This is a genomic window from Streptomyces sp. Ru71, assembly GCF_002920535.1.
Lineage (GTDB): Bacteria > Actinomycetota > Actinomycetes > Streptomycetales > Streptomycetaceae > Streptomyces.
Genome location: NZ_PQSS01000009.1, coordinates 1 through 23,606 on the forward strand (window position 1 = coordinate 1; position 23,606 = coordinate 23,606).

The 23,606-nt window shown below is 67.9% G+C and carries 20 protein-coding genes and 5 pseudogenes; 13 read left to right on the forward strand and 12 right to left on the reverse strand.

Features of this window, described 5'->3' with window-relative positions:
• Positions 1–391 (forward strand): hypothetical protein (locus C3489_RS38580; RefSeq protein WP_181139549.1); only part of this gene is annotated, 391 nt, incomplete at its 5' end.
• A gap of 310 nt (positions 392–701) precedes the next feature.
• Positions 702–1,358: a maleylpyruvate isomerase family mycothiol-dependent enzyme gene (locus C3489_RS07800; RefSeq protein ID WP_103781027.1), complete on the forward strand. Its 657-nt coding sequence runs from the start codon at positions 702–704 to the stop codon at positions 1,356–1,358.
• Positions 1,359–1,918: 560 nt separating this feature from the next.
• Here the strand turns inward: C3489_RS07800 and C3489_RS39960 are convergent.
• Positions 1,919–2,026 (reverse strand): annotated as a pseudogene (locus C3489_RS39960) (IS5/IS1182 family transposase); the annotation flags it as partial.
• A gap of 219 nt (positions 2,027–2,245) precedes the next feature.
• On the opposite strand from C3489_RS39960, the gene C3489_RS07810 reads away from it, so the two are divergent.
• A complete protein-coding gene (locus tag C3489_RS07810) occupies positions 2,246–2,650 on the forward strand; it encodes a hypothetical protein (RefSeq protein ID WP_103781029.1) in 405 nt (134 codons plus the stop codon).
• 444 nt (positions 2,651–3,094) lie between these two features.
• On the opposite strand, the gene C3489_RS07815 is transcribed toward C3489_RS07810, so the two are convergent.
• Together C3489_RS07815 and C3489_RS07830 are read right to left on the reverse strand one after the other, a co-directional pair.
• A complete protein-coding gene (locus C3489_RS07815) occupies positions 3,095–3,424 on the reverse strand; it encodes a hypothetical protein (protein WP_103781030.1) in 330 nt (109 codons plus the stop codon).
• A gap of 517 nt (positions 3,425–3,941) precedes the next feature.
• Entirely contained in the window at positions 3,942–4,322 is a 381-nt protein-coding gene (locus tag C3489_RS07830; protein ID WP_103781031.1) for a tautomerase family protein, read from the reverse strand.
• A 64-nt stretch (positions 4,323–4,386) separates the two neighbouring features.
• Between C3489_RS07830 and C3489_RS07835 the strand changes: the two genes are divergently transcribed.
• Both C3489_RS07835 and istB read left to right on the forward strand, forming a co-directional pair.
• Positions 4,387–4,869 (forward strand): MarR family winged helix-turn-helix transcriptional regulator, encoded by a 483-nt coding sequence (locus C3489_RS07835; protein ID WP_103781032.1) that lies wholly within the window; start codon positions 4,387–4,389, stop codon positions 4,867–4,869.
• A 196-nt stretch (positions 4,870–5,065) separates the two neighbouring features.
• Positions 5,066–5,848, forward strand: coding sequence for an IS21-like element helper ATPase IstB (istB, locus tag C3489_RS07840; protein ID WP_258054608.1), 783 nt, complete (start codon positions 5,066–5,068; stop codon positions 5,846–5,848).
• A 21-nt stretch (positions 5,849–5,869) separates the two neighbouring features.
• Here istB and C3489_RS07845 read toward each other — a convergent pair whose 3' ends face one another.
• The gene (locus tag C3489_RS07845; protein ID WP_103781034.1) at positions 5,870–6,373 is read right to left on the reverse strand and encodes an SMI1/KNR4 family protein; all 504 of its coding nucleotides are present in this window, start codon (positions 6,371–6,373) and stop codon (positions 5,870–5,872) included.
• A gap of 389 nt (positions 6,374–6,762) precedes the next feature.
• Between C3489_RS07845 and C3489_RS07850 the strand changes: the two genes are divergently transcribed.
• Together C3489_RS07850 and C3489_RS07855 are read left to right on the forward strand one after the other, a co-directional pair.
• The gene (locus C3489_RS07850; RefSeq protein WP_103781035.1) at positions 6,763–7,941 is read left to right on the forward strand and encodes a Cmx/CmrA family chloramphenicol efflux MFS transporter; all 1,179 of its coding nucleotides are present in this window, start codon (positions 6,763–6,765) and stop codon (positions 7,939–7,941) included.
• Positions 7,938–8,763: pseudogene (locus C3489_RS07855) on the forward strand (helix-turn-helix domain-containing protein); the annotation flags it as partial. The gene C3489_RS07850 and the pseudogene C3489_RS07855, both read left to right, overlap by 4 nt.
• 505 nt (positions 8,764–9,268) lie before the next feature.
• On the opposite strand, the gene C3489_RS07865 reads toward C3489_RS07855, so the two are convergent.
• Entirely contained in the window at positions 9,269–9,985 is a 717-nt protein-coding gene (locus C3489_RS07865) for a DUF1345 domain-containing protein (protein WP_103781037.1), read from the reverse strand.
• Between the two features lie 302 nt (positions 9,986–10,287).
• On the opposite strand from C3489_RS07865, the gene C3489_RS07870 reads away from it, so the two are divergent.
• A complete protein-coding gene (locus tag C3489_RS07870) occupies positions 10,288–11,049 on the forward strand; it encodes a transposase (RefSeq protein ID WP_103781038.1) in 762 nt (253 codons plus the stop codon).
• A 926-nt stretch (positions 11,050–11,975) separates the two neighbouring features.
• On the opposite strand, the gene C3489_RS38295 is transcribed toward C3489_RS07870, so the two are convergent.
• From C3489_RS38295 to C3489_RS07885, 3 genes and pseudogenes are all read right to left on the reverse strand, one after another.
• Positions 11,976–12,290 (reverse strand): hypothetical protein, encoded by a 315-nt coding sequence (locus C3489_RS38295; protein ID WP_146075284.1) that lies wholly within the window; start codon positions 12,288–12,290, stop codon positions 11,976–11,978.
• 187 nt (positions 12,291–12,477) lie between these two features.
• On the reverse strand, positions 12,478–13,890 hold the full coding sequence (locus C3489_RS07875; RefSeq protein WP_103781039.1) for a hypothetical protein: 1,413 nt from the start codon (positions 13,888–13,890) through the stop codon (positions 12,478–12,480).
• Between the two features lie 293 nt (positions 13,891–14,183).
• A pseudogene (locus C3489_RS07885) lies at positions 14,184–14,537 on the reverse strand (hypothetical protein); the annotation flags it as partial.
• Positions 14,538–14,934: 397 nt separating this feature from the next.
• Here C3489_RS07885 and C3489_RS38585 point away from each other — a divergent pair.
• The 4 genes from C3489_RS38585 to C3489_RS07900 all read left to right on the forward strand — a co-directional run bounded on the left by C3489_RS38585 (position 14,935) and on the right by C3489_RS07900 (position 17,902).
• Entirely contained in the window at positions 14,935–15,078 is a 144-nt protein-coding gene (locus C3489_RS38585) for a hypothetical protein (protein ID WP_181139551.1), read from the forward strand.
• An 837-nt stretch (positions 15,079–15,915) separates the two neighbouring features.
• Positions 15,916–16,137, forward strand: a complete 222-nt coding sequence (locus tag C3489_RS38590; RefSeq protein ID WP_181139553.1) for a hypothetical protein — start codon at positions 15,916–15,918, stop codon at positions 16,135–16,137.
• Positions 16,138–16,660: 523 nt separating this feature from the next.
• Positions 16,661–17,320, forward strand: coding sequence for a DUF6417 family protein (locus tag C3489_RS38595; protein ID WP_181139555.1), 660 nt, complete (start codon positions 16,661–16,663; stop codon positions 17,318–17,320).
• Between the two features lie 123 nt (positions 17,321–17,443).
• Positions 17,444–17,902 (forward strand): phosphatase PAP2 family protein, encoded by a 459-nt coding sequence (locus tag C3489_RS07900; RefSeq protein WP_258054597.1) that lies wholly within the window; start codon positions 17,444–17,446, stop codon positions 17,900–17,902.
• Positions 17,903–18,120: 218 nt separating this feature from the next.
• Here C3489_RS07900 and C3489_RS07905 read toward each other — a convergent pair whose 3' ends face one another.
• Entirely contained in the window at positions 18,121–18,606 is a 486-nt protein-coding gene (locus C3489_RS07905; RefSeq protein ID WP_103781041.1) for a pyridoxamine 5'-phosphate oxidase family protein, read from the reverse strand.
• 177 nt (positions 18,607–18,783) lie between these two features.
• Positions 18,784–19,554: pseudogene (locus C3489_RS07910) on the reverse strand (transposase).
• A gap of 589 nt (positions 19,555–20,143) precedes the next feature.
• On the opposite strand from C3489_RS07910, the gene C3489_RS07915 reads away from it, so the two are divergent.
• Entirely contained in the window at positions 20,144–20,962 is an 819-nt protein-coding gene (locus C3489_RS07915) for a pentapeptide repeat-containing protein (protein WP_181139557.1), read from the forward strand.
• A gap of 24 nt (positions 20,963–20,986) precedes the next feature.
• Here the strand turns inward: C3489_RS07915 and C3489_RS07920 are convergent.
• Both C3489_RS07920 and mscL read right to left on the reverse strand, forming a co-directional pair.
• Positions 20,987–21,685: pseudogene (locus C3489_RS07920) on the reverse strand (transposase).
• A 1,006-nt stretch (positions 21,686–22,691) separates the two neighbouring features.
• Positions 22,692–23,135, reverse strand: coding sequence for a large conductance mechanosensitive channel protein MscL (gene mscL / locus C3489_RS07925; RefSeq protein ID WP_103781043.1), 444 nt, complete (start codon positions 23,133–23,135; stop codon positions 22,692–22,694).
• Between the last annotated feature and the right edge of the window lie 471 nt (positions 23,136–23,606).

Below are 23,606 nucleotides of genomic sequence, written 5' to 3' on the forward strand. Positions count from 1 at the left end.
CGGGCTACTGGGGGCCGGGGCGAAGGAGCAGGTCGACGCCCTGCTGACCCGCAACCCCGCCGCGCACGCCCCCATCGATGACCCCAACGCTGTCGCCCGCCTGCTCCACGGGCTGCTGGAGGCCGGGGCGAAGGAGCAGGTCGACGCCCTGCTGGCCCGCAACCCCGCCGCGCACGCCCCCATCGATGACCTGCACGCCGTCGCCCGCCTGCTCCGCAGGCTGCTGCAGGCCGGGGCGGACGAGCAGGCTGCCGCCGTAACCGCACGATTGCCCGCTGCGGGGCGCTTCGCTGAGTTCATCCAATTCGGCGACCACAAGAACCGGTTCCGATTCGGGCGGGACCCCGATGGGAGTGCCGCCCCTTCATGGGCATGGGGCGACCTGGAGTGACCCAACCAGGGCAACAGACCAGCGGTCTCAAAGATCGCTGGTCGTCAGCTCGATACCGCGTGCCAGTGAGTGCGGATGGCTGAGGGCCGACGGATGGCGGGGAGGCCCAAGCCAGTGTCCCGCGTCCGGGTCTGCCTTAGCGGGCGAGGGTGACGGTGACCGGCACGTTGGGGCAGCGGCCGAGGATCTCCGACAGGGCGGCCTCTTCGCTGGGACCGGCGCCCGGACGACGGCGCCGAGAACATCCTTCGATGAGTTTGGGCGGCGATAGGAGTCTGATGCAGGACACCCGATCTCTGGAGGCTGCCCTATGGCTGAACCACACGTTTTGGAAACTCAGAGGGCTCTGGAACGGGCGATCCACGTCGAGCGGTTGGCGCTCGCTCAAGACCTCGCTGAGCTCACCGAGGCCCAATGGGCGAAAGCATCACTGTGTGAACGCTGGACCGTGGAGCAGGTCGTAGCCCACCTGACGGCAGGTGCCAGCACGAGGATGTGGCGCTGGCTGCTGAGCATGCTGGCCGCACGGTTCAACCCCGATGTGCACAACGACCGACGGCTCGCACAGCACCGGGGTGCTACACCTGAAGAGACCTTGCGGCGATTTCGCGCAGTTGTCGCCGGGCCCGCCGGCCCGACAGGACATACTGCGGCCTGGCTGGGCGAAATCGTCGTCCACAGCGAGGACATCCGTCGGCCATTGGGTCTTGTGCGCACACCCCCGGTGGCCACCACGACTGCCGTGGCCCGGTTCTTCGCCAGCCGCGATTTCACCGTGGCGAGCAAAACCGCAACCGCGGGCTTGCGGCTCGAAGCCACAGACGGACCCTTCACCACCGGCTCGGGGGATCTGCTCCGGGGGCCGACCCTCTCGCTGGTGATGGGGATGGCAGGCCGCGCAACAGCCTGCGAGGACCTTGAAGGGGACGGTGTGGCAGTCCTGCGTGCCCGACTGCGATCAGGTTAAAGAACAAGCTCAGTTCAGAAGCATGACGACTGCTCAGTTCCACTGACCGACGACACCGCCCACCCCGGGCAGCCATCCCCGCAGGCCAGCGAACCACCGAAACCGCTGGAAACGCGGCCTCCAACGGACACGGGCTGCACTCGGCCGCGGCCTGGACGCCGACGGCGTGACGATCCCGCCCGCGATGACCGAGCGCCTGGCCGAACAGGCCGCCCGCGCACGACGGGAGGCCGACCAGGCCCGGCTCCAGCAGGAACAGGCCGAGCAAAGGCGACGCGAAGCCGCCGCCCGACCGGCCCGGCCATGGAAACCCACCCCGCTGCCGCCCGCAGGCCGATGCCCCGGCCTGCGGACGGGGCCCGGCCTGCGAGGTGCAACCGCCCGCTCGCCGAGCCCCTCGTGCGCTACGGGCGGCACATCCTGTGCTGAACAGAGGCCGCTCCTACCGGCCTTCCAGGTAGTCGGCAGCGCGTCCGGCAGCCTCCTCCGGCGAACCCGCTGGGGCCGTTTCGGACCGCGGATGACCCGCCAGACCCGGCGCTCATCTGCCCGTTGAAGGCGATCGCGTCGATCACCTGCCGGTGGTCACGCCACGCCCTCCCCGCTTCGGTGTCCGATCCGGCAGCAGTCGGCTCGATCCTCGCCCACTGGGCGTCAGTCAACGACACACATCAACCAGCGATCAGATGATCTGAAAGAAGCGGCCTAAGGCTGGCCGCAGGGATCGCGCACAGTATGGTCCTGCCGCCGCACGTTCCAAGGCATGGGCGTCATAGGACTCCGCGTCAGAACGATGCCCCACCCGCGTGGCCCCCGGCAGATACCGGTATGTTCCGTGAGCACCGCGATGACGGGCATCGCGCTGTTTCCCGGGGGCAGGCGCACAGATGGTTCAGGATCGGAAGCAGGCCGACGTTCCCAAGGCCGGGGACGGAGAGGGAGAGGACGCCGCCCGGTCCCGGACGGGGCCGCTCAGCATCTTCGGGTGGATCACCGTTGCTATTCTCTTCGCGCTCGTCGCGAACCAGATATGGGTCGGCGTCACCGGCGGGTGGCTGAATCTGCGGTGGTCGCTCCTCGGAGTGGTGCCGCTGCTCATCGGCGCGGTGATGATGTGGCTCGCGGCCGAAGACAGTCTGCGCCGGATCAGGCGGTGGCGACGCGGCGTCACCGTGCCGCTGCCCCGGCAGCTCAGGCTCGCCAGCCTGCTCGCCCTCGCCATCGGGTCGCTGCCGCTGCTGGCCCTCGGTATCCTTCTCAACTTCGCCTGGCTGCTGCTGAAGTTGGCATAACCGTCGCTGCGAGCTCCGCGTCAGCCCAGCACCGCCAGCGCGTCGATCTCCACCGCTGGCCCGGGCGGAAGTGTTCCGCCCTCTGCAGGGCACCTTCTGGGGCGACCGGCACGGACAGGTCATCGATCCGTTCGGGCACCGGTGGGGCCTGACGGCCGGCAGCTGGTGAACAGCCGTCGAAGGTGTGCCTGGTAGCGGCCGCAGAAGGGCCCGCTCAGCATGAGGCGTGCGAGGCGTCGGTGCAAGCCGCCAACCGACCTAGTACTCCAGCGGTAGATCGTGAACCCTGACAGTCTCAGACCGCTCGGAACGTAGACACCTCACCTTGGCACGTCGTCAAGCGGCGCCGGTGCGGCGCTCGATAGTTGAGCCGGCAGAAGCCGCCGACCTAATCCCAGACCTCGGCCGCATCGCGGTCGGACCGCCACCTCACTAGGGCGTGTTTTAGAACGAGCTGGTCTGTGGGGTTGGCCGTCCGGGGAAGTCGCGGGCGGCCAGCCAGATGATGAGGTCGTTGGCGATCCAGCCGATGCTGGTGTCGGTGGTGACCTCGTGTTCGCGGCGGGCGGTGTCGCGGCGGACGATCTCGTAGCCGCCTCCGTCGAGGACGGTCACGGAGACGAACCAGGCAGGGTCGTCCTGGTCGGGCTGGATGACGATGAACGTGTTGTCCGCGTCGTTCAGTTCACTGATCAGGTCAAACAGGGCGTCCTCGGACGGGTCGTCGATGTGGTGGCCGTTCTCGCTGTCGGCGCAGTAGTACTCAGCCGCCATTGGTCCGCTGTCTCCCTCGTGCCGACATGCTGCGGGTTGCCGCCGCCAGGATGGCATGCGGTGCGGACAGCCCCGCCAAGTCACAGCCATTCGCTGATGGCGGCGATGTGGACGGTGGCCTCGAAGCGGACGGCGAGCTTGTCGAACCGGTGGCCACTGCCCGGTTTCTCTCCACGACCACCTCGCCTTCGCCGCGGCCGACGGACGCGCGAGCCAGTTGCTCGCCGCGCTGGACCGGCAAGGGTGACTGGTTCATGAGGGCACGTCAGGCTGCACCGAACCTAGCCCATGCAGTCCGCTGATCACGTCAGGGCGGCATTCTGGCAGTGGTAGTGACTTGCTCGGGATCGGGCCTGGTAGCGGCGTCGCCAGGGCACCCGAGCGGGGGTGTGTGGCGGCGGACCTGGTGCTCATCAGTCCGGCCCGTCCCTTTCCGGACTGGAACGCCTCCTCGACTCGCCACACTGATCCAGCGACCTTCACCAAGGGCAGGTCGTGAGGTGGCCCAGTCGGGGGGTCACACGGCGCGGGCGCCGCCGACGAAGGTTCGTTCTGGCGGTGACGCCACGAGTTCGACCATGGTGCCGGCGCGGAGGTCATCGCCGAGGACGCGCGTGATCGCGCCGGTGAGCCCGGCGCCGAGGCGCGCGGTGATCTGGGCGGCGTCGGGGCGGTCGAAGACGCCGGCGCGGACGCCCAAGATCACCGAGGCGTTTGTGTCCACGGGCTTGCCGCCCTGCGCGAAACGTCCTGTGGGGACTCCGGCCAGGTGGATGCTGACGAGGTCGCGGGCCCATTCGCCATAGACGTCGACGATCGCGTCGGTCAGTGCGGCGACGAGCACGGGTTCGTTGCCGGTCAGCCTGTTCTCTGGAAGGTGGACGGTCAGATGCGGCATAGTGGACCTCGTTCCCTTTGACTCCAAAGCCTTTGTTTTTAAAGGTATCTGGAAGAGGTCGCTGATGTCCACGGAATCGGACGGTCCATCCGTCGACGAAGCCGTCCGTACCCTGCTGCTGCTCATGCCACGGCTCGTCGGCCGCGCCAAGCGCCTGCCCATCCCTCCGGCGCTCCAGAGCCTGGACCTGGCACCGCGGCATCTCGCACTGCTGGCCCACCTGGAGTACGACGGTCCCACCAGCGTCAACGACCTGGCCGCCCGGCTGGAGGTGGCACCGACAACCGTCAGCCTCATGGTTAGCGAGCTGTCACGGCTGGGCGTCCTGCAGCGCACTGCCGATCCCGGCGACCGCCGCCGCCGCATCATCGCCATTGCCCCCGCCTACGTCGCACCGATCGGCGAATGGCTTTCTGGCAGCGCCTCTGCCTGGGAGAGTGTCATGAGGGGTCTGGGCCCTGCGGAACGCACCACGGTCATCACCGCCCTGCACGCCTACGAAGCCGCCTTGGAGCAGGCCCTGCATCGGAACGCGCAGCTGCGTTAGCGGACTTGGCGGAGTCGGCATAGCGCGTTCCGCCTCCACAGCCGCTCTCACGCTGAGGGTGAACCACCTCGGGGCTGTGACCAGCGATAGTTCAGATCGAGCGAGACGGGAGACGCGGCCGGCGTCCCGCTCAATCTGAGTTCTGGGCGCCAGGACTTGCCTCTCGTTCGGCAGCGAACTCAGGTCGGTCATGGGAATCACCTGGAAAAGAAGGTCAGGTGGCACGCGGTGTGCCGAGGTCGCCGGCCTTGGCCTCGGACGGCTGGGGACGCTGGGCTTGATCCGCTTTCATGACCTCGCGGCCGCGGCCTCCCGCGAGCAGATGTCCTACCGGGGCTTCCTGGCCGAGCTCCTGATGGCCGCATGCGACGACCGGGCCCGACGCCGGTCCGAACGCCGGATCAAGGCCGCCGCGTTCCCCCGCGACAAGTCCTTGCGAGCCTTCGACTTCGACGCCCACCCCAACGTCGACCCGGCCGTCATCCACACGCTCGCCAAGTGCGAGTGGGTCCGCAAAGGCCAGCCCCTCTGCCTCATCGGGGACTCCGGCACCGGAAAGTCTCACCTGCTGATCGCGCTCGGCAGCGAGGCCGCGATGAAAGGCCACCGGGTCCGCTACACCCTCGCCACCAAGCTCGTGAACGAGCTCGTCGAGGCCGCGGACGAGAAGCAGCTGACCAAGACCATCGCCCGCTACGGCCGCGTTGATCTTTTGTGCATTGACGAACTCGGCTACATGGAACTGGACCGCCGCGGCGCCGAGCTCCTCTTCCAGGTTCTGACCGAGCGGGAGGAGAAGAACAGCGTCGCGATCGCCTCGAACGAATCGTTCGGAGGCTGGACCAAGACCTTCACCGACCTGCGGCTCTGCGCGGCCATCGTCGACCGCCTCACCTTCGGCGGGAACATCATCCAGACCGGAACAGAGTCCTACCGCCTCGCTCACACCAAAGCCCAGGCAGACCCAGCAGCAAGCTAAAGCACCAGGTCAGGAAGCTGATCATTCTGCATCGAAGGTTGCGGCTGCGGTGAGGCCCTCGATGAACGTCCTGAAGTCCGCAGCCAGGGCGAGCTCGGTGTTCCAGTCCGTGTCGAACCAGGTTACCGACGGCTCACCCTGCCGGCCGCAGAGCCGGTAATCGAGGGCGATCCAGCAGTGCCCATCACCGGAGAGCAGGACGAGCGGGGACGGCAGGCCCCACTCCTCCACCAGATTAGGCGTGTCCAGCAACGACAACTGGTCCTCGCGGCGGCCGATGCCCATCATCCCGTCCAACGGCACGTGGCTCTCACTCCACGAAGTCGGCACCCCGGTCGGAAAGGCGTCCCAGTCGGACGCCACGAGGCCACCGTTCTGCAGGTGCAAGATCTCCAGCAGCGAGGACGGCAGACGCACCCCGAGCTGACGCTCGGCGTCCTCGACAGCTACGTCGGTCAACGGCGCCTGAACCCCAAACGGCGCCTCGCCCCAGAACGTCGCCTTGACCTCATCGAACCGAGTCACACGCGCATCCTACGGCCCCTCCAACACCCAAGCCGGAGCCCATCGAACTACTGGGCGACATCCAATTTCACCGACATCCCCGGCCGACACAGCCCACGAGTGACGCCCAAACTCATCGACAAACGACTCCCACAACCAGCGACATAACCACAGGCCAATGTCGGTGAAACCGAGGTGCCTTGACGGGCATCGGTCGGGTAGCGTGCCTGCCATGTCGAGTCCTGAGTCAGACAAGGTGGGGGCTTTCGGTCACGCCGTCAGCCCCCTGAACCCCTGAGCTCGTAGCCCTGTCGTCGCACCGCATCTGCGGTGGGACCGCGTGTGCCCCTGGGGCTGGCCGCGGTGACGAGATGACCTTCTCGTGCCTCTCCTCACCCCGGAGCCACTCGATGCCTCTCCCGCTGTACCTGCTTGCCCTGGCGGTCTTCGCCATGGGCACCTCGGAGTTCATGCTCGCCGGCCTGTTGCCGGACATCGCCTCACAGCTCGACGTCACCGTCGGGACAGCAGGCATGCTCACCTCGGCCTTCGCAGTCGGCATGATCGTCGGCGCCCCACTGGTGGCCGCGCTTGCCCGCAATTGGCCCAGGCGCTCCAGCCTTCTCGGATTCATCCTCGCTTTCGCGGCAGCCCACGCTGTGGGCGCCCTCACCACCAGCTTCCCGGTCCTGTTCGCCACCCGGGTCGTCGCCGCGCTCGCGAACGCAGGGTTCCTTGCCGTCGCCCTGACGGCTGCCGCCACGCTGGTCTCGCCCGACAAGAAGGGACGTGCGCTGGCCGTGCTGCTGTCAGGCACGACGGTGGCCACGATCGCCGGTGTCCCCGGCGGGTCGGTACTCGGCACGTTGCTCGGCTGGCGGGCCACGTTCTGGGCCATCGCCGTTCTCTGCCTGCCCGCAGCTCTCGGCGTCCTGAAGGGGATCCCCACGGGACGTGTGAAGGCAGAGGCGACCGGCCTGCTGGCCCTGCGAACGGAGCTCGCCCAGCTCACCCGGCCGCGGTTGATCCTTGTGATGCTGCTCGGCGCGCTGGTCAACGCAGCGACGTTCGCAAGCTTCACCTTCCTCGCCCCCGTGGTGACCGACACCGCCGGGCTGGACGAGTTGTGGATCTCTGTCGCGCTGGTGCTCTTCGGTGCCGGTTCCTTCGTCGGCGTCACCGTCGCCGGCCGCCTGTCCGACCAGCGTCCCGGTCTGGTCATCGCAGTCGGTGGTCCGTTGCTGCTCCTCGGCTGGCCGGCCCTGGCCATGCTGGCCCACCAGCCGGTCGCCCTGTTCGCCCTCGTGTTCGTGCAGGGCGCGCTGTCGTTCGCGCTGGGCAGCACACTGATCACCCGGGTCCTCTACGAGGCGGCCGGAGCCCCCACCATGGCCGGTGCGTATGCGACCGCGGCCCTCAACCTTGGCGCCGCGGCCGGCCCCCTCATTGCCGCGGCCACTCTCAGTACGGCAGTCGGGGCCCTGGGGCCGCTGTGGGCAAGCGGACTGCTCGTCGCTGCCGCGCTGCTCATCGCGTTCCCCCTCCGTACGGTTCTCGCGGCCGGCCGAAGCGCCGAGGTGCTCCAGTGATACACGCGAACGCCCCCCCTGAACTTCGAGGGACGCCGACGGCTCGTGGAAGGCTGCCGCAGTCGTCCGATCGCCCATGTGGCCGCCGAGGCCGGCGTCTCCCGCGCCTGCCCTGTCCAATTCGAAGAACCGGTACGACACGCACGGCGAGGCCGGGCTGCGGGAACGCTCCAGCGTCCGGCGCTGCTCACCGACCCAGACCCCACCCGACGTCGTCGAACGGATCGAGCGGCTGCGGCGGGACAACAAGTGGTCCCCAGGATCGCGCTCGAACTCGAAGGCCAGGGCGTGCGGATCAGCGAACGCACCGTGGGCCGGTGGCTGGCCCGTCTGGGCATCAACCACCGCCGGTTCCTCGACCCCGACGGGTCCGTCAACCGGCGCTCGCAGAAACGGATCGTGGCCCGCTACCCCAGTCACATGGTCCACCTGGATGTCAAGAAGATCGAACACATCCCCGATGGCGGTGGGTGGCGGGCCCACGGCCGCGACTCCGAACAGGCCAGGGCCGCCCAGCGCGCGCAGACCGCCGGCGCCAAGGGCGGGTATGTCTACCTGCACTCCGCCGTCGACGGGTTCTCCCGCCTGGCCTATACCGAGCCCCTTCCCAACGAGAAGGCCACCATCACCGTGGCGTTCTTCAGCCGCGCCCGTGCGTTCTTCGCCGCCCATAGCATCCACCGGATCGCACGCGTGGTCACCGACAAGGCGCCAACCACCGCTCCGCCGTCCTCGTGCGCTCCGTGACCTCGCGAGCCTCCCGCCACCAGCGGACCAAGCCCTACACGCCCCCGGCACAACCGCAAGGTCGAGCGTAGCAACGGCGGGTGCGGCTGGTCGCCGTTGCGGGCACCCACCAGCGGGTGCGCCACATCGGCCGCTCCTTGCCGTCGACGTCCTTGACCTTGCGCTGGCAGAACCGCATGTACTTGTCGATCTTCGCGGCGAGGACGTGCGCGGTCGCTTCAGCCCTGGTGGGCGACTTGCCCGAGAAGGATCCCAACGGTCTCTAGCGGTTCTAGCCCCCTTGGGGAGACTGGAGGCCACTTGAGGGGGGCCTATGAGTGAGGGACAACTTTCCATACCTCTTCGGCTGAAGCCTGTCGGCCGCCTCTATGAGGCCACTTTCCAGGGGGGCTCAGGCGCCCTGCCCAAGTCAGTGAGCGCACCGCTTCCCCCGCGCCGTCCTGGACGGGTTCGGCATACTCCGGTAACCCGAGCACTGCCGCCGCCACGCCCGTGGCGACGAGCGGAGGGCCGCCCAGGCCACCGTGGCCGCACAGACCTGCCTCCGTCGCGGACGGGAGCCTTAAAGGCACATGGCCGGTCAGTGCAGGATGCTGACAGCTCGGGCGATCACGAGAAGCGAGGTGAACAGGGCGGAGACGCTCTGGATGCCCATCAGAAGCTTTGCGCGGGTCGACAGCGGCATCGTGTCGGTCGGGCTGAACGCCGTGGAGTTCGTGACGGACACATAGAGATAGTCCACCAGGGTGGGCACCCAGTCCGACGTGCCGCTGGCGCCGTCGGCCACTTCCTGGATGGCGTCGTCGTTCTCGTCCTGCGAGAAACGGAAATCCGCCAGGGGCAGCGCCGAGCGGGGCGCCTGGGTGCGGCTGACCGGGCCGCCGCGGTCCAGCTCCCAGTAGGCCAGGCCGAAGACGATGATGTTGGTGAGCCAGACCTGCAGCGCCGCCACCAGCAAGGACCGGCCGTCCTTCACTCCGGCGTACACCAGCTCGTGGATCAGGATGACCAGCGCCACCAGATTGCTGACCGCGATGACCGCCACGAGCGTGAGGGAGAGCACCCGGAACGCCTTCGTCTGCCGGGTCAGACGCTTAGGGTTGATCGCGATCAGCGGAACGAGCAGCAGGACCTCCAGGGCGGGCAGCACGTAGCGCGGAACGACCAGCAGCCGTTGCGGCAGAAACAAATACAGGGCGATCGCGGCGAGCGTCGCGATGACCGCAGGCAGCCGAGCCTCGCCCCTGCGTTCGTGCCGTGGATGCTTGATGCTCGCCTCCGCACGCGAACGTGCCATACCGACTCATCCTTCCGGTCGCCGCCACGGACAGCACCACGGCCCCTGCATCCTCCCTCGGCGCAGGCCACCGGGCACCTTTCAGCATGTACCCCGAGTACCGCTCTCCCCGCCGGCCTGGCCCAGCGCCCACGGCCTGCAGCGACGAGCCGTTCGACGACATCGCGGAGCTGGCCCATGCTGGCCGACCGCGTCGGCTCCCAGCGTGGGAGCGCCTTCCACCCGGTGCGCCCGTAGATCATCGCTGTGCGCGCCCCCTCGGCAGCGCATGCCCCTCCGCGGCGGTACACGCGCCGCCGCAGGTGACGTGCCCGTCGGAGCCTTCCTGGATAGCCCCGTTCAGCGGACTGAGCCCGCGACAGTTCGGCAAGCTGATCACGGTGTTACGACGCGAGGGTGCAGACCCCGTTCGCAAGGGCCGGCCGTGGAGCCTGCCGCTGGAGGACCGAGTCTTGCTGGTCGCCGCGTACTGGCACACCAACCTCACGCTGCGGCAGCCGGCACCGTTGTTCGGGGTATCGAAGTCGGCCGCCGACCGCATCATCGACCACCTCGGCCCCTCGCTCGCGCTCCAGCAGCGCAAACGGTTCCGCAAGGACACCGTCCTGATCGTCGACGGAACCCTGATCCCCACCCGGGACCACAGCATCGCCGAGCAATCGAACAACTACAGGTACTCCACCAACCACCAGGTCGTCATCGACGCCGACACCCGCCTGGTCGTCGCCGTCGGCCGACCGCTGCCCGGTAACCGCAAAGACTGCAAGGCATGGGAACCTTCCGGGGCTAAGGCCGCCGTCGGCACAACCACCGTCATCGCGGACGGCGGCTACCGGGGCACCGGCCTGGTCATCCCACACCGCCGAGAGAAAAACCAGAGCGAACTCCCGGCCTGGAAGGAGGAACACAACGCCTCCCACCGCAAAGTCCGCGCCCGTGTCGAGCACGCCTTCGCCCGCATGAAGACCTGGAAGATCCTGCGCGACTGCCGCCTCAAGGGCGACGGCGTCCACCACGCCATGCTCGGCATCGCTCGCCTGCACAACCTCGCCCTCGCCGGATGACCGAGAAGACGAGCATGTCAGCCAACACGCCGTAGATCATTTATGGGACAAGGCTTAGTTTCGGGCGAGCTCAGGCGCCGCCGGAAGACGCCCGACCGTCACTCAGAGTGCCCGCTGCACGGAAGCTGTGCCAGAACCACGACTCGTGAATAAAGCCACCGCGGCGGGAATCGGCCGATACCTCGTCAGGCAGACCGATTTTTATGAGGGAGTCGCATTGCGGTCGTCGGCCGCCAGTGGCCCGGCGCGTAGTGCGCGCCACTACGTGAGGGCTGGCACGCCGTCAGCACGGTCACAGTCGAAGGAACGTGTAGCGGGCCATCCATATGGCCACCCCGAGCGTCAGGCCTCCTCGACTGGGCTGCTCCCCGCGTATGCGGGGATGGCTCTTGGACGCCGGGCGAACCCGACGTGGTCTTCATCTGCTCCCTGCGCATGCGGGGATGGTCCCACCGGTTCGACGGTATGCCTTCTCTGCCGGGGCTACTCAACTTTCCTCTTTTAAGCGACGATTGAAGCGTGGCGAAGAAGCAGCGTACGAGAGCCGCCAAGGCCGATAGACAGGCCCAGAGGCTCCGAGAACGAGTCCGTCAAGAGCGGATCGCGGTGGCGCAGCGGGTGAGGGCGGCCCGACAGGAGCGCGTTGGCAATGGGGTGTCAAAGCCACCACCAGATAACCCCGTGTCAGTACGCACGATCTCGTCGGCCGTCGAGAGCAGCCGCCGCTGGCACTGACGATTGGGTGACGGGGCGCGTGTCCTGCCACGAGCCATAGCCGGTGCAGGCGTCCGCTCTGCCCGTGCACAGCCCACCTCAGGATGGGTCACGCCACGTGGACCGGGCACGGCTGTCCCTCTTCACGCATGCGGGGACGGTCCCCCGATCGAGGCCCCGCTGACCGCCGTCACGACCCGCTCCCCGCGCACTCAGGGATGGTCCCGGCAACCGGAGGTCGCCTGTCGTCCGCCGGTGATGAAGCACAGCCGGTACGACGTCGGATGGACATGACCGGGCGCCCGTCGCAGGGCGGTACGTTCAATCCGTCCGCGGCGGCCGTCGGGCACCCGCTCCAAGGCGCAGCGTCCGGTGACCAGTGTGGGCTTCGGATCGGGAGCGGCCCGGTTCGCGGGGAGGCGCTCAGCGGCCAGCTGGGCGCGTGGCGTCGTGGGCTGCTCGGTTTCGCGCCGGCGGAATGTGTCGGGGTGGACCGGTCCGGTGCCCAGGGGGCGGCGGTCGGTCATCGCCCGATTGTGCCCTGGACCCGAGACCGTCAGCGCGATGCGGCCAGCCACGGAAACCGCGCTGACCATTTGAGCCGACACGGGGCGCCGTGGGGCTCCCCGCGCCGGCCCGTACGCTCCGCGCACCGTAGCCGAGCCGTGCGACCACGCTCGCTCGAACCGGGCCCGGGTGTACTGGGCCGCGCGTTCAGGACGTTCGGCGTACCGCGACCACTCCGGTGAGAGTGCCCTGCCAGAACGTGCCGTCGGCAGTGGTCGTGCCGGTCATCTGCAACGGGTTGCAGAGCAGACCGGTGCCCAGATACCGGCTGCGGAGGGTCTCGCCCGTGCTGGAGTCGAGCACGGCGTAGTGGTAGGCGGCGAAGGTGTTCATGCCGGCCGCGCTGCCGGTCGGGCCGGTGACCGTGATCGTGTAGATCCGCCCGTCGGCCACCGACAGGCGGGGCAGGGCGGCGCTCTTGGTTTCGCTGCGCCACACGATCCGGCAGCCGCCGCCGTCCGCGTCGATGTCGACGCGGGCCAGACCGCCGGCGAAGGGCGCGGAGGAGGGGCGGGAGGCTCCGGCGTCGTCCGGCAGGGCCGGGTACGGGTAGCCGTAGGTGGAGGTGACGAAGACACTCCGGCCGGTGGCGATCACGGCGTCCTCGGTGCCGTCGACGACGGGCACGGTGCACACCTCGGAGCCGTCGCGCCGGCGGACGACGAGGTTCTCCTCGTCGTCCGCGTTGTCCGTGATCGCGATGTAGTCGGTGCCGTCCCGGGGCCCGAAGTAGACCGGGGTCGAGCCCGTCCCCCAGGACAGCTGCCCCGGCTTGCGTGCGGTGCCCCGGTCGTAGGCGCGGCGCCATTGTATGCGGGGGACGCCGTCCGGCCCGGCGTGCAGCGCGTACAGGGCGTGGCTGGTCGTGACCGCGGTCTGGTCGGGGACTGTGGACAGGGAGTTCGCGACCGTCTCGCCGGACGGCATGGCGAGAGTGTGCACGCCCCCGTCCGGGGAGAGGACCCCCACCGTGCCGCTGGGGGTGGCGAACCAGATGTTCCCGCGCCAGTCCGGTGACAGGCCCACGACGCCTCCCCGGGCGGCCGTACCGAGCGGGACCGTCGAGTCGACGCGCAGCTCCCAGGCGCCGCCGGGCGAGCGGCGGTGCGCGATGCGGAGCAGGTTGCCCTCGGGGTCCACGGTGACGAGCCGGTTCTCGTGGTCGAGGTAGGCGTAGACACCGCCGAAGAGGCTGCCCTGGGGGAGGTCGAGCGTGGCCAGCCGGTCGCCGTCGGCGGGATCGAGGAGGAAGACCACCGGGTTACGGCCGAAGATGCGGGTGCACAGCGCCACGAGGAGACCGTCGGACCCGGTCGTGACAGTCGGGCAGGCGGACTGCAAGGCGGTGCGGCTCGCGGTGACCGGTGAGGCGCCCGTTCCCGCGTAGGGCGTGGTGTCGGAGTTGGCCGTGTCGCCGTGCATGGTGGCGGTGCCTGTAGCGGCGGTGTAGGGGTTCACCGGCGGCAACGGCCCGTAGCCGCCCGCGCTGGCGGGTTTCACGGTCACGGCCGAGGCGAGCGCCGTCAGCACGAGGGCGGCGACGGTGGTCCGGCTACGCATGGCAACGCCTTCCGAGGAAAATGGTCGGGGGACACCGTGAACCTAGTGATCAAGCATTGCTGTGGAGTTGCGGCAACATGACAGCCGCCGGAGGCCCCCCGCACCCGAAGAAGTCACGCATCGGCTTTGCCCCTCTTCGGTGCACCGGCTGGAATGATGAGGTCGAGGCGCTGAACGGTGATCAGGGCCTGTCGCTGATTCCGCCGTAGTGGTCTGCCGAGCCGCGTCAGGACCTCTCCCCGATCAGCCGTCGAGCCGTGCCCATGACGGAGTTCCTCGGCGTCGCCCGGGACTCATGCCGACAGTTCGATGGAGTCGATCCGGGATTCCTCGGCGCCGTGTGACCTGGCCGGCCGGTCGAGTCGGCCGTAGCAGATCAGGGCAGCGGCGATTCCGGCGAAGGCCAAGAAGTGTTCCGCCTTGCCCTCGAAGCGACGGTGCAGGCGGCGGCAGCCGGCCAGGCCACCGCCCGCACAACCGTCCAACAGTGGCGGCCCAGCCCCTGGGAGGACTCGATGCCCCTACGGGCAAGGCGCGGCGTGATGTTCCGGGACCGGAGCCATCGGCGCAGGTGGTCGTAGTCGTAGCCCTTGTCGGCGGTGGAGCTTGGCGGGCCGTCGGCGAAGCGGTCCGCCAGCCGATGGGCGGGATACCCCGGAACGCCAGGCTCCGCCTTCGCGGCGCTGATCGATGGACACGAACTCCCTGTCCAGTTCGGCGGCCTCGGTCGTGACCCGATCGAGGCCGGGCAACGGCTGGGCAAGAGGGGCGAACGAAGTCAGGCACCACGACCGGCAGGGCTCGGGGGTCGCGCTTGAGATTCGTGTCGAAGAGCGGGGAACGCCCGGGGCGACGGGCTGGTCGCATGCGAGTCAGGGCGGTGACGTAGCCATCATCAAAGTGCGCACGCGCGCCTCCTCACGCGGGCTGCAGGCCGATCGCGGTGCGGGATTCGCTACGAGGCGCAGTGAGCCGAGGACAACGATCAGGCCGCCGGGCCCGGCGAGTTCGGTGGCTCTGGAGTAGCCGACGGCCAAGAAGTGCATGTTGCCCTATCTCGCGGCCCATGCGGGCCTCACGCACGACAAGGTCGCCCTTGAAGATGCCGCACGCCTGCAAACAGGTGACGTACCAGCGGTTGTCGGCGCCGTGATTCGTCGCACCATTTCGGTGTCGGCCACGCCTTGATGACCGCGCGACGCTCACCAGCGGACGGCTCCCCCCAACGAAACGCACGCCAACGGCTTGGCACTGCCGGTCTGGCGTGCGGCCGCCAGCTGAGCATCGCAGGCCGCCTTCGCCTGGGCAGCGGTCGTCTGAGGCGTCACCGTGACGGACGCCGGCACCGCCTGCCGAATTGCTCGCGGACGCCTGAGCGGTCGTCAAGGAACTTGTCAGCAGCCCCGGGACAAGCGCTCCCGCCGACAGCAGCCTGCTGTGTCTGAAATTCGAGGTCCAGGTGAGGCGCATGGAGCCGATCGTGCCCGTGCAGCGGAGAGGGCGGCTGCGCCGTCACGCCCCCGAAGAGCGTGGACAGCAGCAGCTCGCCTTGGCCATCCCCGAACCGGCACCAGCACCCGGCGCCCTCTTCTGATAGTTGGAGAGCGCCGAGAGCAGGGCGCCTCTCCCGCAAAGTCTTGGCATCCGAAAGGATCAGCTGTTATGGATCCATCTGTCACTGCCGCCCTCAAGGACCCTGCCGTCGTTGCTGCCCTCATCTCGGCACCCGTGGCCTTCATCGCTTCCGTAGCGTCCTTCGCTGCGGGGCGCCTACAAGGACGTGGAGCATATCTGGGGCCAGTCGACGCAGTTCGACGACAACATCAGCGCGAGGCTTACGCGGCTTTCCTCGCCGCCCTCTGGGCCTACCGCGACGCAACTGACTGGGACGCGGTCCTGCATCGCACGCAGATGACTCACCGAACGACGGGACTGACTCCCGACGAAGCTCAGGCTCAGCTGAGATCAACGGTCTTTATGCAGCTGACTGCCGTGTCAACATACCCAGTTCATACGACAGGGACCTTGGTCTACCTGGAAGGCCCTGACATGCTTGCCAACGCCGCTGCTGAGGCGAACGACATCACGAATGCGGTGCTTCAAGCTGCCCTGGACGGCGAACAGAACGCTGGGACCGCAGCGGCCAACGATATGGTCGACGCATATCGAACCGTCCACCACCAACTCTACGAGCGCATCAATGACTTCGCCCGTCTCGCCCGCTCACACCTCAACAGCAAGGGGTGATACAGGGCCAGGCGTAGTGCGGCAGCAGTGAGGCGCAGATGACGCAGCGATGTTGCGCACGCGTGCGATGAAAGGTCTACGGAGACCGGACTGCCGGACTTACAGACTCCCGGGCTCCGGGCGGGGGCTCATCCGCCCGGTCCCAGGACCCGGCGTCGCGGCTGGGCGCCCGGCCTCCGGGCCGGCGGCTCGCCAGGGCCGCGCACAGGTTCCCCCCGTGATGGCCGAAGACGAGTTGACTCCGGTGACGAGTGAATCACTCGCCGTGATCACATCACGGGCATCGCGACCTCGACAGACAGTTTTGGGACGAACGATCGTTCGATATGGGTCACCGCGGCCGACAGCTCACGCCAACGGCGGGGCGCACGCCTCCCCGGGCGGGCATCGCTTGGTCAAGGAGCCGGTGGACGGACCAGCCCGGCTCCTGCGTCACACATTCGCGTCCACGATCCACGAAGCCCGGTATCGGACCTTGTCCTGCCTCTAACGTCTTGTGCGGCGTCGGGGACCAGGAAAGGTGATGATGAACAAGCGGTGGACACAGCTGGAAGCCCTTCGCTTCCTGGACGAGCAGGAAGCACGCTCCGAGCACGGCTGGGTGCTCTCCACGGATGTCCCGCCCTGCCACCAGCAAGCCCTGGAGGCTGCGGCGGACAATGGCTTGGCCGAACTGGCGGGCCGGGACATGCGCGCGGAACTCTCCGCCCACGAAGGCCGGCCGGTGCTGTGGGCCGCCCGGCTCACCGCCCACGGCCACGACGTCCTCGCCTACGCCCACGCCTCACCCGCCCCGGCACCCCACAGCGAGCCCCCTGCCGCCGGAAAGCAGCTGGTCCGGCTGCGGCCTGCACAGATGGACGCTCTGCGCGTCTACATCAGCCTCTCCCCCACACTGCGGGTACCGCCCGCCGACGAACGCGTGGAGCGCGTATGCACCGCCTACTTCGACCGGCCACACAACCGCTGGCGGCTGCCACTCACTACCGCACAACTTGAGTCGGTGGCCTACGCCTTCCACCTGCGCGCCCTGACCGGCTCCGTCGCTGAGGCCAACCAGTTCGCCCGCGACTACGGCGTGGCCTTCCGCAGGGACCCCGCCATCGGCCGGGCCCACGGCCGTCGACACGCTCTGCCGTCCCGGATCGCGCTGACCACCGGCTCCTACCGGCGCCGGGCATGATTGGTGATCTGTGGGATACCCCCAGACCATGAGCTTGCTGGCGGGATTCGTGAGACAGACCGGACTCTGGCCAAGCGGCTCGCTGCCGGTGCCTCACCCGGCCTTCACCGTGCACTCTGCACGGTGGAGGAGACGGCGGAGGGAACCAAGCTGTGGTGCGGCGCGACTGCAGTAATGGCCTTGATGGGCGGCTGGCGCGGCCGCAAGACCGCCGTCGCGGGCCTGGCCGCTGTGACGGTGGCGCAGCTGGTGTCCAACGGCGTGTGCAAGCAGGTGGCAGACCGTCCCAGGCCACGCAAGGAGTGGTTCCCGCACGACGAGGTCGAGGACCGTCCCGATTTCTCCTCCTTCCCCTCCGGACATACCGCCGCCGCGGTCGCCTTCACCGCCTCTGTAGCCCCCTTATGCCCACTGACCGGAGTGTTGTGCGTGGTGCCGGCCGCCATGGTGGCCGTCGAACGCGTGCAAAGCGGCGCCCACTCCCCCAGCGACGTCGCCGCCGGCGCTGCCATCGGCCTGGCCAGCGCCTGGCTCACCCGCCGCGCCCCGCACCTGATCCTGCGCCACTGGCTTCGGCCATAGAGCCGCGAGGCGGGGCGAGAACCGCCGACGCCGTCAGGGGGGCGGAAGGACGCAAATGGGCCGTGCGGTGCACGTCGTCACCGAGCGGCGCGCGACGGGCCGGGCGTGGCTAGCGCGTACGTCGTTACCGAAGAGGTGCAGCAGACCGTTCCACCGGTGGCCGCTGAAGCCACCCCGCCTACCGACCCTTGCCGACGCTGCTGGCCCTGCTCTGCCGGTCAGCTCATCTTCTTGGCAAGTTCGGCGAGGAACTGCGGCATGCGGCCGGCGCCGAAGTCGTAGAAGCGCGCCCACTGCGGCTTGACCGCGATACGCGCCATCTGGTCGTACATGGCCCGGCAGTTACGCTCGAACTCGGCCGCGTACTCTGCGTCGTAGTTCTTCCGCGCGGCCGCGAGATACTCGGGGACCACCCCGTCGACGATCGTCAGGTGAGCCACGCCCCGCACCGACAGCGTCTTGGCCGAGCCGGGGGTGTCGCCGGCATCGATGGTCAGGGCCACCTCCGGGCGGGCGGACAACGCCTTCACCTTGGGCGCCGTGGCCGCGGTCGCCATGACGATCTCCACGCCGGTCCAGAAGATCCCGATCGGGATGACACGGGGCAGCCCGTCGAGTCCGTTGTACGCCAGACGCGCCATCGACGCCTGGCTCAACAACTCGTGCGCGTCCGCCAGCTCCTGTGCAATCTGCTCGGGGTTCATGCTCGTCATCCTCCCACCGTCGCGCGGCCTTTCGTGGCCGTTATGTTCCTGGGACGGAGCCACCTCCGCGTTCTCGACATGAGCAACGCCAGCATTGTTCGGATGTTCCCTAAAGGTTGTCCCGCAATGATCAACTTGCTCTGGCGGGCAGGGGTGCGGCGCCCACGTTCGGCCTGGCTATGCCGCGAGAGCGAGGTTGTGAAGGCGGGCGATGCCGAGCATGGCGTGATGTATACCGTCGCCTTTCAAGCGGCAGTCGCAAAGGATCTTCCAGCTCTTCATGCGAGCGAAGGTGTGCTCCACCCGCGCGCGGACTTTGCGGTGTGAGGGTTGTGCTCTTCCTTCCATGCCGGAAGTTCTTCCTGGCCGCGTTCGCGACGGTGTGGGATCACCATCCCAGTACCGCGGTAGCCGCCGTCGGCGATCACCATGGCGTTGCCGATGGCGGCCTTCCCCCCGGACAGCTCCCACGCCTTGCAGTCATTGCGGTTGCCCGGCAAGGGCCGGCCGACCGCGACGATCAGCCGGGTATCGGCGTCGACGACGACCTGGTGGCTGGTGGAGTACCTGTAGTTCTTCGACTGCTCGGCCACCGCGTGGTCACGCGTGGGTACCAAGGTGCCGTCGACGATGAGCACAGTGTCTCTCCGGAACCGTTTGCGGGTCCGCAGCGCGAGGAGCGGCCCCAAACGATCGATGATCCTGCCGGCCGCAGACTTCGAGATCCCAAACAACGGGGCCAGCTGCCGCAGAGTCAGTTTGGTTCGCTAGTACGTCGCCACCAACAGGACCCGGTCCTCCAGCAGCAGGCCCCAAGGGCGGCCTCGCTGAACGGCGTCGGCCCCTTGCCTGCGAAACAGCCGTGACCAACTTGCGGAAGCAGCGAGGGCTCAACCCGGTAAACGGGGCTATCCAGGACGGCTGCGACGCCGTGATCACTTCACCCACACCGAGATCATCCCAGCACGGTCACTGGCGTGGGCCGACTCCAGCCGTCACAGCTCCCACCACAGATCCATTTTCTGGTGGACGCGCTCACGCAGACAGCTCGAGTGGGAGTACACAAACTGCCGCACGTTGCTGGAGTGCGCGGGACCAAGCCGAAGGTCATTCGCATCCGATCCTGCTCGAGATCAACGACGAGCCAGCAGAAGCAACAGGTGGGGTTCCGGTCCAACGACGCACTCCCTCGTAGTCCCGCCAGCGGCGCAGAGCACGTCACACCCTAGTCCGGAGCGGCACGACAAAGCGGGACAGCCTTTATAAGCTGAAGTTGGGGGAGGCAGAACAGCTCCAAGGTGGCTCATCGTGTTCGCTACCAGGGCGTTCGGAGCCCCGCTGCGGCAGGACCAACGGCGGCGGAGTGGTAGCAGTTGCTGACCTCCCGACATGCTGGTGCCATGGAGTTATGGCCGGAAAACTTAGCCTCGACGGCCTTCGCCGTATAGCTAGTCGCCAGCGGGCGAAAACACGTCGACCCGTTGACTTGTCGAAGACGCCAAGGCCTGCAAATCGGGACCGAATACAGTGGATCACCTTGATCGCGGTCAGCCTGCCGGGGCTCGCGGCTCTGGTCGCGCTGCTGTTCACCTGGCTGCAGGTGAAGCAGAACGCCAAGCAGCTTGATATCAGCGAGCAGGGACAGATCACCAGCCGCCTCAACGCCGCTGTCACCAATTTAGGATCACCATCCATCGATGTGCGCATCGGCGGAATTTACGCCCTGGACCGCCTCTCGGAGGATTCTAAGCGCGACGAAGAGACGATACCGATTATCCTTAGCGCGTACGTTCGCAACCACGCCCACCTTTCAGCAGAAAATGCAAAGAAGACGCAAAGCTACCAAGATGACAAGCCGCCACCCGCCGATATCGCTGCGGCAGCGGACGTCCTGATGTCGTTCCCGGTGCTTGGCGACGGGGCGCATGACGAGGATCTAAGCCACACCGATCTAAGAGGGCTGGACGCCGGGCGAGGCGACACCAACTTCGAGGCCACGTATTTCGGGGGATCAAACCTCTCCGGTGCCGAATTTGCTAGCGCCGATCTAAAGTCGGCCATTTTGGACGAAACCAATCTCCATACCGCCGACATGAATTCGGCCACTTTGAACGAGGCCTCTTTTGAGTACGCAGATCTCACCGGCGTAGATTTCACCTACGCCACCGCGAAGAGAACAGATTTTAACAGCGCCAATCTGACGAACGCACACTTCAATGACGCCGATCTCACGAACGCAGACTTCACTGGCGCCAATCTGACGAACGCAGACTTCACCGGCGCGATCCAAAAGGGGATGAAACTGGATGGCGCAAAGCTGGATGGAGCTATTGGGCTGTCACAGTCCCGACGCTAGAGGTTGTTCCGTATGGGCTGTGAGTTATTTGGTGAGGGCCAGGTTGTGGAGCCGGGCGATGCCGAGCATGGCTTGGTGAACGCCGTTGCCCTTGAGTCTGCAGTCCCGCAGGACCTTCCAGTTCTTCAGGCGCGACAGGGCATGTTCCACGCGTGCTCGCGCCCGGCGGTGGACGGCGTTCTCCGCTTCCTGTTGCGGGCTGAGGTGGGTCTGGCCTCGTCGTTTGCGGTGCGGGATGAGCAGGCCGGTGCCCTGGTGGCCGCCGTCGGCGATGGTCGGGGTGCCGCGGCAGGCTCGGTCGACGCCGGATTCGGTGAACGCGCGGCAGTCGTTGCGGCTGCCGGGCAGTGGCAAGCCGATCGCCACCACCAGGCGGCTGTTGGCGTCGATGACGACCTGCAGGTTGGTCGAGTACCGGTAGTTCTTGTTCGAAGGCGGCGATGGTGTGGTCGCGGGTGGGCACCAGGGTGCCGTCCATGATGTAGACGGTGTCCTTGCGCGGCCGACGGGCCGGCGAGAGGGCCAGCAGAGGTGCGAGGTGATCGAGGATGCGGTCGGCCGCCGACTTCGAGACCCCGAACAACGGCGCCAGCTGCCGCAACGTGAGGTTCGTGCGCCTCCACGACGCCGAACCGACACCACCAACCTGGCGAACTGCACCTCGGTCAGCCCAGAGAACGGCTCAGACCACTTCAGATCATCTGCTGAGATCAGCCCATCCATGCCCAGCCAACGCACCAACTGCCCATCGGTTTCGGGACAACCTCTATAGGACCGTCACCCATCTCGGCAGCGGACTCGAATCCGATCTCTTTTCCCGGTCATGCAGTTGGGTGGGACAATGCGAGGCGTTGGAATGGATCTTAAGTCGAGGCCACACAGCTCGTAAGAGGCCGTCACACAGCGCGTGTCATCACTGCTGATACCCAAGCCAAGGCCCCCTGGATGGCGACGGCCTTCGTCGATGGCCCTTCCCTGCAGGAGCTGGTGGAGCACAGCGGTCCGCTCACACCAGGGGCGGTGCGCTGGGTGCCGGTCTGGCCGAGGGGTTAGCGGCGATCCACGACTGCGGCCTCGTGCATCGCGACCTGAAGCCAGCCAACGTCGTCATGGCGGCCGACGGCCCGTGCATCACGGAATGGTCTACCTGGAGCGAGCCGCGGCGGCCCGCGGGCCGGGGCCGAGGCCCTGGCCGCCGAGCGCGGCGACCCGAAGCCCGCCCCCGCCAGGACCGAACACGGGCCAGGCGCCCTGCCGGGGATCCGTCACATCCCCCCGCCGGGCGCCCTTGGAGACCACGGGCGCGACAGAGCCTTGGCAACCGCAGGTGCTGCCCGCCGTTGTACATCTGAGGCGCGGGCCGGCCCGCCTCGTCGTACGCGGACAGCACACGTTCGATCCGCTCCCACAGCCGGACAAGGCCGCCCCCGCGGACCTCCACCAGTCTGGGCTGAGGGTTGCGGAGCGGATGACGACGTCGACCAAGTGCCCGACGTCGCCCACGGTCGTCATCTGCGCGTCCGCCACCACCTCGACCGAGGAACCGCATGGAACGCCTCCTCGGTCGCGGTGGTGATCCGCACCGGGGGGTACTCGGACGCCCAGCCCGTCTCCGGGAGGCCCGCGGCCCAGAGGGCGGGGTTGCCGAACGCCGGCGCTGCGGCAGCAGGGGCAACCCGGCCATGCTTTGAGCACCGAGGTTGCCGTCACCGATCGACCTGAGGGCCGGTCACCCGGCCCGCTGGGTTGTCTCCCCGGTCTGGGTGGGTACCGCGGGCAGGGGGACGGTGCAGGCGGCGCAGCGTCGGGCCTGGGCCGGGACGGGGCTGAGGCACTCGGGGCAGTCCCGCTTGGGGGCTTGGACGTCGTGGTGGGGAGCGAGGCGCTCGTGCAGCTTGTTGATCGGGAGTACGACGAGGAAGTACAGAGCGCTGGCGATGAGGAGGAAGCTGATTGCCGCGTTGAGGAAGGCTCCGTAGGGGAACTTGGTGGCGCCTACTGTGAAGGTCTTGCGGGCCATGTCGCCGGTGGCGCCGGTGGCCAGTCCCACGAGCGGGGTCAAAAAGGCGCTGACGAAGCCATTGACGACGGCGGTGAACGCCGCTCCGATGACGATGCCGACCGCCAGGTCGACCACATTGCCGCGCAGGATGAAGCTGCGGAAGCCCTTCACCTTTCACCCCTCCTAGGCTCGTGACGTCGACGGGCAGCACCCCGGCTCCTCACCCCGGATGCCCTGCCACGTTTCACGCATGCCTGCTGGGCGGCGGCACCACGGCGGCCGCCAGCTCGCCGAGGCCACCCTCTGCATCGGTGTCGTCTGTCTCACCCGGCTCGGGCCAGTGGCCGTACGGTCCCGTTCCCTCCCTCTTCACGCCTGGGGGTCGCACTGGCGCCCCGTGAGGCCGATGCCGCCGCCCTCCTATCGGTGCGGACGAGGGCATCGACGTCGTCGCCGAGCGCGCTGTGGCGCAGGGTAGGAGGAAGGCAGCACCACCACCCCGCCCGACGGTTCAGCAACTTCACGGGGTGGCAACCGCAAAGCAGCGTGCCGCGCTCTTCTTCTCGATGACCGGCTACACCTCCCCGGCCATCGGATGGGCACCTCAGCAGAACGTCGCACTGTTCCGATACGACCTGCGGG

Bases quoted from the DNA above. Each gene is read 5' to 3' on its own strand.
- C3489_RS07800 (WP_103781027.1), top strand. From the start codon at position 702: ATGGCTGAACCACACGTTTTGGAAACTCAGAGGGCTCTGGAACGGGCG.
- C3489_RS07810 (WP_103781029.1), top strand. From the start codon at position 2,246: ATGGTTCAGGATCGGAAGCAGGCCGACGTTCCCAAGGCCGGGGACGGA.
- C3489_RS07815 (WP_103781030.1), bottom strand. From the start codon at position 3,424: ATGGCGGCTGAGTACTACTGCGCCGACAGCGAGAACGGCCACCACATC.
- C3489_RS07830 (WP_103781031.1), bottom strand. From the start codon at position 4,322: ATGCCGCATCTGACCGTCCACCTTCCAGAGAACAGGCTGACCGGCAAC.
- C3489_RS07835 (WP_103781032.1), top strand. From the start codon at position 4,387: ATGTCCACGGAATCGGACGGTCCATCCGTCGACGAAGCCGTCCGTACC.
- C3489_RS07850 (WP_103781035.1), top strand. From the start codon at position 6,763: ATGCCTCTCCCGCTGTACCTGCTTGCCCTGGCGGTCTTCGCCATGGGC.
- C3489_RS07865 (WP_103781037.1), bottom strand. From the start codon at position 9,985: ATGGCACGTTCGCGTGCGGAGGCGAGCATCAAGCATCCACGGCACGAA.
- C3489_RS38295 (WP_146075284.1), bottom strand. From the start codon at position 12,290: ATGACCGACCGCCGCCCCCTGGGCACCGGACCGGTCCACCCCGACACA.
- C3489_RS07875 (WP_103781039.1), bottom strand. From the start codon at position 13,890: ATGCGTAGCCGGACCACCGTCGCCGCCCTCGTGCTGACGGCGCTCGCC.
- C3489_RS38585 (WP_181139551.1), top strand. From the start codon at position 14,935: ATGTTGCCCTATCTCGCGGCCCATGCGGGCCTCACGCACGACAAGGTC.
- C3489_RS38595 (WP_181139555.1), top strand. From the start codon at position 16,661: ATGATGAACAAGCGGTGGACACAGCTGGAAGCCCTTCGCTTCCTGGAC.
- C3489_RS07905 (WP_103781041.1), bottom strand. From the start codon at position 18,606: ATGAACCCCGAGCAGATTGCACAGGAGCTGGCGGACGCGCACGAGTTG.